Source organism: Pseudoalteromonas sp. bablab_jr010, assembly GCF_016464105.1.
In the GTDB taxonomy this organism is placed as follows: domain Bacteria; phylum Pseudomonadota; class Gammaproteobacteria; order Enterobacterales; family Alteromonadaceae; genus Pseudoalteromonas; species Pseudoalteromonas simplex.
In genome coordinates this window covers 107,787-114,534 of record NZ_JACDWV010000052.1, presented here as the reverse complement: position 1 = coordinate 114,534, position 6,748 = coordinate 107,787, and the positions used below count along the sequence as shown (strand labels likewise).

Genomic DNA, 6,748 nt, shown 5'->3' with positions numbered 1-6,748 from the left:
AATTACTGACAACTCTTAGGTTGTTTATCTTACCCGATAGGCTACCAGACAGGCATTATCCAAGGGTGGTAAGAAGGAAACCTAATAAATATCCCTATAAAAGAAAATGCCAGTCAGCTCTTAACTGACTGGCATTACGCATCAATTAGCGGGCTTTTTTTCGTTATTTACCAGGAAACTGGTGAATATGAACATCCCTTTGCGGGAATGGGATAGTGATATCTGCAGCGTCGAAGGCAATTTTAACTCGCTCGTACAAGCCAAAATACACTGGCCAGTAGTTATCAGACTCCACCCACGCCCATACCAACATGCCAATATGGCTTTCACCATGCTGGCTAACATGAACAGATGGTTTCTTATCTTCAATGTCTTTTAATACCAAATCATAATCATCAAGAACGCTCATAAGCACATCACGTGCTTTATGAACATCATCTCCGTAACTAATACCAAATTCGATTGCAACACGGTGTAGAGGTTCTGCGAACTTATTCTTAACGCAGCCGTTTGATAGCGTGCCATTAGGGATAATGATTTTTTCATTGTCGTAGGTGAGTAAAACGGTGACAAAAATTTGTATTTCAACAACTTTCCCCATATAGCCTTGTGCTTCGATTACATCACCCACTTTAAAGGGTTTAAAGAATAAAATAAGCACGCCACCTGCAAAGTTAGCAAGGCTACCTTGAAGTGCCATGCCGACCGCAAGGCCTGCAGCACCTAGCATTGCGATAAACGACGTGGTTTCTATACCAATCATAGAAGCAACAGATATCAGCAACAGTACTTTTAAAATGACCGAGATAAAGGAGACTAAAAAGTGCGTAAGGCCAACCTCGAACTTGACCTTATTCATTGATTTTTCAGCCATATTGGCAATTCTACCAATTAACCACCAACCTATGATCAAGACCAGTATTGCGAGGATAAACTTTGGCCCGTATAGCATCAGTAATTCAATGGCTTGGTTATAGATTTTCTCGATTGATATTTCGTCCATTATTTTCCCTTTTATATCAATATATGCAAAAGAAAATAATAGTAGAGGAATTTGTGTTTGGTTGTGCGGGTTAGCTTTTAAAATGTGAATCTTCAGAGGTAATTAAGCTATAAGTAACAAAAAGGAGTAGCAAGCTACTCCTTTTGTTTAGGTTAAGTTGAAAGCTATTCAGTGCGTTTACTTGGAATAACTTTAACTAACTTCACCATATTTTCTTTTATCTCAATAACTTCAATAGGGTAGCCGGCAATACGCAAGCTTAGGTTTGAGTCTGGGATGTCCTCTAAGTATTCAACAATTAAACCACTTAGCGTTTTCGGGCCATCAATCGGTAGCTCCCAACCCATTTCTTTATTTAAATCACGAATATTAGCACCACCATCAACAAGTACTGAGCCATCATCTTGCTCTGTTACTTCTTCACTCGGTGTACGCGTTTGAGTTGTAGTGAAATCACCCACAACTTCTTCAAGAATATCTTCAAGTGTTACTAGACCTTGAATATCACCATACTCATCAACGACTAAGCCAATACGCTCTTTTGATTGCTGGAACTTAAGTAGTTGCGTGTTCAGTGATGTGCCTTCAGGAATAAAGTAAATTTCACGTACCGCACGCAGTAGTGATGGTTTATCAAACTGCTCTTTAGTTAATAGGCGCAGTGCATCACGTGAGTGAATAAAGCCAACAGCATCATCAATTTGGTCACGATACAACAAAACGCGAGTGTGCTGTGCATGAGTAAGTTGGCGGCTGATAAGCTTCCAATCGTCATTGATATCGATAGCAACAATTTCGTTGCGTGGGATCATGATATCTTCAACAGTCACTTGCTCTAAATCTAAAATTGAAGTCAGCATACTTTGGTGGCGAGCAGGTAATAGTGCACCTGATTCGTTCACCACAGTTTTTAGTTCTTCTTTACTTAAGCTGTGCTCTTCAATTTGTGCTGTGGTAATACCAAACAAGCGTAACATGCCGTTAGTCATCCAGTTTACGATAACCACAAACGGGAAAAGGATTTTCAAAAGGCCTTTAAGCACAATTGAACTTGGAAAAGCAACCTTCTCTGGGTAGAGCGCAGCAAGTGTTTTTGGCGTTACTTCGGCAAAGATTAAAACAACCAGCGTTAGCGCGCCGGTTGCAATAGCGATACCGAGATCACCATACAAACGAATACCAATAATCGTTGCAACCTGTGCTGCAGCGATATTTACAAGGTTATTACCAATTAAGATCAGACCAATGAGTCTGTCAGGGCGACTTAATAGTTTGCTGACACGCTTCGCTGCACGGTGATCTTCTTTAGCAAGATGACGCAGGCGAATACGGTTGATTGACATAATTCCAGTTTCAGAACCAGAAAAATAAGCAGAAATAAGTATCAATAATCCCAATATAATAAACAGGGTACTAGTCGATATGTCGTCCAAGGATGGATCCTTTTTTTATAAATCAGTGCATATTAAGCTAGAGACAGCTTGCTGAGTCAAGTTAAAACTTATTTAGAATCACTTCTTGGATGAAACGGCTGCCAAAATAAGCAAGTGACAAGATAAAAGCGGCTATCATGATCGAAAACACCACAGGCTTTCCACGCCAGCCTTGGCGTAAATGACCTACAGTGACCACGGTGAAAATGAGCCAAGCAATTAGTGATAAGACTGTTTTGTGGATAAACTCACTGGCAAACATTCCCTCTAAGAAGATAAACCCAGAAAGGAGAGCAAAAGTCAGTAAGATAGTACCCAGCGTGAGTAATTGATATAGCTGACGCTCAACCACCATTAAAGGAGGGAGGTGGCTGTGTACAATTGCCAAGTCTTTGCGTTTGAGGCGCTTATCAATAAAGTAGAACTGGACTGCATAAAGTGTTGAGATTATCAAAACACAATAGGCTAGCAGTGATAAGGATATGTGAGTAACTAAACCAAGCTCGACATCGATTGATTGCAAAATCACATGATGCGGAATAAACAAGCTGGCAAGAGTCAGTAAGGCAGCAAAACCATAAACAACTGGCAACAATAAAGTCGCAGGAAATTTGAGAGACACAGCAGTCACCGATACCACAATGACCCAACAGGTTAATAAAGCAACGTTGACGATACTTAAATCTTGGCCGTCAGCACGAAAAACTGAATTAACCAGTAATAGCATATGAGCAAGGATAGCCACAGTGCTAAGAATCACTGTGAGTTTTTGGCTTGGACCTTGTTTGTGGAAAAGGCGTGATAGCACATGTGACGTTGCTAACACATAAAACAAACTAGCAATAATAGTTAAACTAATAATCATCGTGTTTTGGCCACTTAATTTATATCGATAAATCCTTGTCTCTTTGATGCCATTGTATTTTATAGCAAGGCAAAAGCATAGAGTTTGTAAAAAGAAACTCAAACTGCACACTTGAACACTGTATTGTCGACCACCATTTACGGTATACTGCTAGGAATTAAATTTTAATATTGCCTGTATTGTCACCAAACTTGTTTGATTTATGTACATTGCAGGTGCAACACGTTTTATCGGAACCTTTACATGTTTGAGAATCTCCAAGAACGCTTAGGTAAAACCTTAAAAAATATCAGTGGCCGCGGACGCCTAACTGAAGACAATATAAAAGATACATTACGCGAAGTCCGCATGGCATTTTTGGAAGCGGACGTTGCATTACCTGTTGTTCGTGAATTCGTTAAGCAAGTTAAAGAACGCGCCGTAGGTGTTGAAGTAACAAAAAGCTTAAGCCCTGGCCAAGTCTTTATTAAGATTGTTCGTGAAGAACTTGAAAAAGCTATGGGTGAAGCTAACGAAGAGCTAAGCCTTAATGCACAGCCGCCAGCGGTTGTGATGATGGCGGGTTTACAAGGTGCTGGTAAAACGACCAGTGTTGGTAAACTAGCTAAATTTTTAAAAGAGCGTAAAAAGAAGTCTGTATTAGTTGTGAGTGCCGACGTTTATCGTCCGGCAGCAATCAAACAGCTTGAAACACTGGCTGATGAAGTGGGTGTGGAGTTCTTCCCAAGTGACATTTCGCAAAAGCCGGTTGATATCGCAAACAATGCGATTTCTCACGCGAAGAAAAAATTCATTGATGTGGTATTAGTTGATACTGCAGGTCGTTTACACGTCGATAACGACATGATGGACGAGATCAAAGCACTTCACAGTGCGATTAACCCAATCGAAACCTTATTCGTTGTTGATGCGATGACAGGTCAAGATGCGGCAAACACCGCAAAAGCATTTGATGAAGCACTGCCTTTAAGTGGTGTGATCTTAACCAAGACCGATGGTGATGCCCGTGGTGGTGCTGCATTATCGATTCGTCATATTACCGGTAAGCCAATTAAGTTTATGGGTGTGGGTGAGCGCACTGATGCTCTTGAACCATTCCACCCTGACCGTATTGCTTCTCGTATCCTAGGTATGGGTGATGTACTTTCATTAATCGAAGAAGTCGAAATGAAAGTAGATAAAGAGAAAGCAGCTAAAGTTGCCGAAAAAGTATTTAAAGGTGATGGCTTCACATTAGATGACTTTGCTGAGCAACTTCGTCAGATGAAGAACATGGGCGGTATGATGTCGATGCTTGATAAGCTGCCAGGCATGCAAAACCTACCAGACGCTGTAAAAGGCCAGATGGGTGATAAAACTTTCGTACAAATGGAAGCCATCATCAACTCTATGACGCCAAAAGAGCGTGCCCGTCCTGAAATCATCAAAGGCTCGCGTAAAAAACGTATTGCAGCAGGTTCTGGTACTCAGGTGCAAGAAATCAATAAACTGCTTAAGCAATTTACGCAAATGCAGAAGATGATGAAGAAGATGAAAGGCAAAGGTGGCATGAAGAAAATGATGCGCGGCATGAAAGGCATGTTACCACCAGGGATGATGGGTGGTGGCCCTAAATTTTAATAGTACTGTCTATTAAATGTATAAAAAGGAGCATATAGCTCCTTTTTTTGTAGATAATTTATGCGTAGTAGTTAGCTGCATGTAAGATTTAAGGCCCAGATCAGTGTTTAATCAACTAAACTTACATTTTGCAGCAGTTCTTACTTGCAATGTTGCAAAAAACTCGTACAATTCCCCAGCTTCCCGTATTGGGGAGTAAATCTTATTAATGAAAACAGTCAATCTAATGTAGAGGACGGTATGGTAACTATTCGTTTGCAACGTGGTGGCGCTAAAAAACGCCCTTTCTATCAAATTGTGGTTGCGGATAGCCGTTTCTCGCGTGACGGTCGCTTCATCGAGAAAGTAGGTTTCTTTAACCCAATCGCTTCTGGTCAGGAAGAAAAAGTACGTTTAGATTTATCTCGTGTTGATCACTGGGTAGGTCAAGGCGCATCTCTTTCAGATCGCGTAGCTAAGTTAGTTAAAGACGCTCGTAAAGCGGCTTAATAGGCGTAAGAGTAACCATGAGTCAAGAGAACACCTCGTATATTACAGTAGGAAAGCTCGGTGCCCCGTATGGTATAAAGGGCTGGCTTAAGGTGCATTCATTTACTGATGATCCCGAAGGGATCTTCGATTTCAGCCCATGGTTGATAGGGCAACAAGGTAAATGGCAGACCTTAGAAGTGGTCGACTGGCGTCGCCACAACAAAGGCTTTATCGCTAAAGTTGCGCAAGTAAACGACCGAGACGAAGCAATGGCTTTAACCAATGCAGAAATCTCAGTAGATGCAGCGCAGCTACCAGAATTACCGCAAGGTGAATTCTATTGGCGAGATCTGATCGGCATGTCTGTTATAACTGATAAAGGTTATAACTTAGGCACTGTTGATGACCTAATGGAGACAGGGTCAAATGACGTTTTGGTTGTGAAAGCAAACAAAAAAGATGCATTTGGCCAAGCAGAGCGTTTAATTCCTTTCTTAACAGATTCTGTTATTAAAGAAGTTAAACATGATGCAAGAGAAATTACCGTAGACTGGGACCCAGGGTTTTAATGTCACAAACGAGTTCGCTATGGGTAGGGGTGATAAGCCTTTTCCCGGACATGTTTGATGCGATTACCACCCAAGGGGTAACAGGTCGCGCAGTTAAAAATGGTTTAATCGACTTTAACTGTTGGAACCCACGTGACTATGCCACTGATAAGCATAGAACCGTGGATGATCGTCCTTACGGGGGCGGTCCTGGCATGTTAATGATGGTTGAACCATTGAAACAAGCTATCCTTGACGCCAAAAAAGCGGCAGGTGATGGTGCAAAAGTAATTTATATGTCCCCGCAAGGGCGCAAATTAGATCAGCAAGGTGCAAGCGAGCTTGCACAATCAGAAAAGCTGATTTTAATTGCAGGTCGCTATGAAGGTATAGATGAGCGAATCATAGAATCATACGTTGACGAAGAATGGTCAATTGGTGATTTTATTTTAAGTGGTGGTGAGCTACCCGCGATGACGCTAATTGATGCAGTAGCACGATTAGTACCAGGGGTGTTAGGTCATAACCAGTCAGCTGAGCAGGATTCATTTTCGAATGGCTTGCTTGATTGTCCTCACTATACACGGCCAGAGACATTGGATGATAAACAGGTGCCTGCTGTATTACTCAGCGGAAACCACCAAGAAATCGCTAAGTGGCGCACAAAGCAATCACTTGGTAGAACTTGGCTTCGTCGTCCTGACTTGTTGCATAACCTAGCTCTGACTGAGGAGCAAGCGGCACTCCTTGCTGAATTTCAGCAAGAGTACCAACAAGCTTGTGGCTAGAAGACAGTTACACCTAGGAA

At 41.7% G+C, this 6,748-nt stretch carries 7 protein-coding genes; 4 read left to right on the top strand and 3 right to left on the bottom strand.

Translation table 11 applies throughout. From position 1 onward, the window contains the following. Positions 1–163: 163 nt before the first annotated feature. The 3 genes from JIG37_RS03510 to ccsA form a co-directional block, all read right to left on the bottom strand. Positions 164–1,003 (bottom strand): mechanosensitive ion channel domain-containing protein, encoded by an 840-nt coding sequence (locus tag JIG37_RS03510; RefSeq protein WP_199528702.1) that lies wholly within the window; start codon positions 1,001–1,003, stop codon positions 164–166. Positions 1,004–1,167: 164 nt separating this feature from the next. Beyond that, positions 1,168–2,436 (bottom strand): CNNM domain-containing protein, encoded by a 1,269-nt coding sequence (locus JIG37_RS03505; RefSeq protein ID WP_130051057.1) that lies wholly within the window; start codon positions 2,434–2,436, stop codon positions 1,168–1,170. A 61-nt stretch (positions 2,437–2,497) separates the two neighbouring features. Next, positions 2,498–3,301, bottom strand: a complete 804-nt coding sequence (gene ccsA, locus JIG37_RS03500; RefSeq protein WP_130051058.1) for a cytochrome c biogenesis protein CcsA — start codon at positions 3,299–3,301, stop codon at positions 2,498–2,500. A 243-nt stretch (positions 3,302–3,544) separates the two neighbouring features. Here ccsA and ffh point away from each other — a divergent pair, with 243 nt between their 5' ends. The 4 genes from ffh (at position 3,545) to trmD (ending at position 6,728) form a co-directional block, all read left to right on the top strand. Next, complete coding sequence (gene ffh / locus JIG37_RS03495; protein ID WP_054551737.1) at positions 3,545–4,921, top strand: signal recognition particle protein; 1,377 nt, start codon at positions 3,545–3,547, stop codon at positions 4,919–4,921. 240 nt (positions 4,922–5,161) lie between these two features. Continuing rightward, on the top strand, positions 5,162–5,410 hold the full coding sequence (rpsP, locus tag JIG37_RS03490; RefSeq protein ID WP_054551736.1) for a 30S ribosomal protein S16: 249 nt from the start codon (positions 5,162–5,164) through the stop codon (positions 5,408–5,410). Positions 5,411–5,427: 17 nt separating this feature from the next. Further along, positions 5,428–5,961, top strand: a complete 534-nt coding sequence (gene rimM / locus JIG37_RS03485) for a ribosome maturation factor RimM (protein WP_054551735.1) — start codon at positions 5,428–5,430, stop codon at positions 5,959–5,961. Then, positions 5,961–6,728 carry a tRNA (guanosine(37)-N1)-methyltransferase TrmD gene (trmD, locus tag JIG37_RS03480; RefSeq protein ID WP_054551734.1) on the top strand — a complete coding sequence of 256 codons (768 nt, stop codon included), beginning with the start codon at positions 5,961–5,963 and terminating at the stop codon, positions 6,726–6,728. Before rimM ends, trmD begins: the two co-directional genes overlap by 1 nt. Positions 6,729–6,748: the final 20 nt, after the last annotated feature.

Coding starts and splice junctions, on each gene's coding strand:
- JIG37_RS03510 (WP_199528702.1), bottom strand. CDS start 1,003: ATGGACGAAATATCAATCGAGAAAATCTATAACCAAGCCATTGAATTA.
- ccsA (WP_130051058.1), bottom strand. CDS start 3,301: ATGATTATTAGTTTAACTATTATTGCTAGTTTGTTTTATGTGTTAGCA.
- ffh (WP_054551737.1), top strand. CDS start 3,545: ATGTTTGAGAATCTCCAAGAACGCTTAGGTAAAACCTTAAAAAATATC.
- rpsP (WP_054551736.1), top strand. CDS start 5,162: ATGGTAACTATTCGTTTGCAACGTGGTGGCGCTAAAAAACGCCCTTTC.
- rimM (WP_054551735.1), top strand. CDS start 5,428: ATGAGTCAAGAGAACACCTCGTATATTACAGTAGGAAAGCTCGGTGCC.
- trmD (WP_054551734.1), top strand. CDS start 5,961: ATGTCACAAACGAGTTCGCTATGGGTAGGGGTGATAAGCCTTTTCCCG.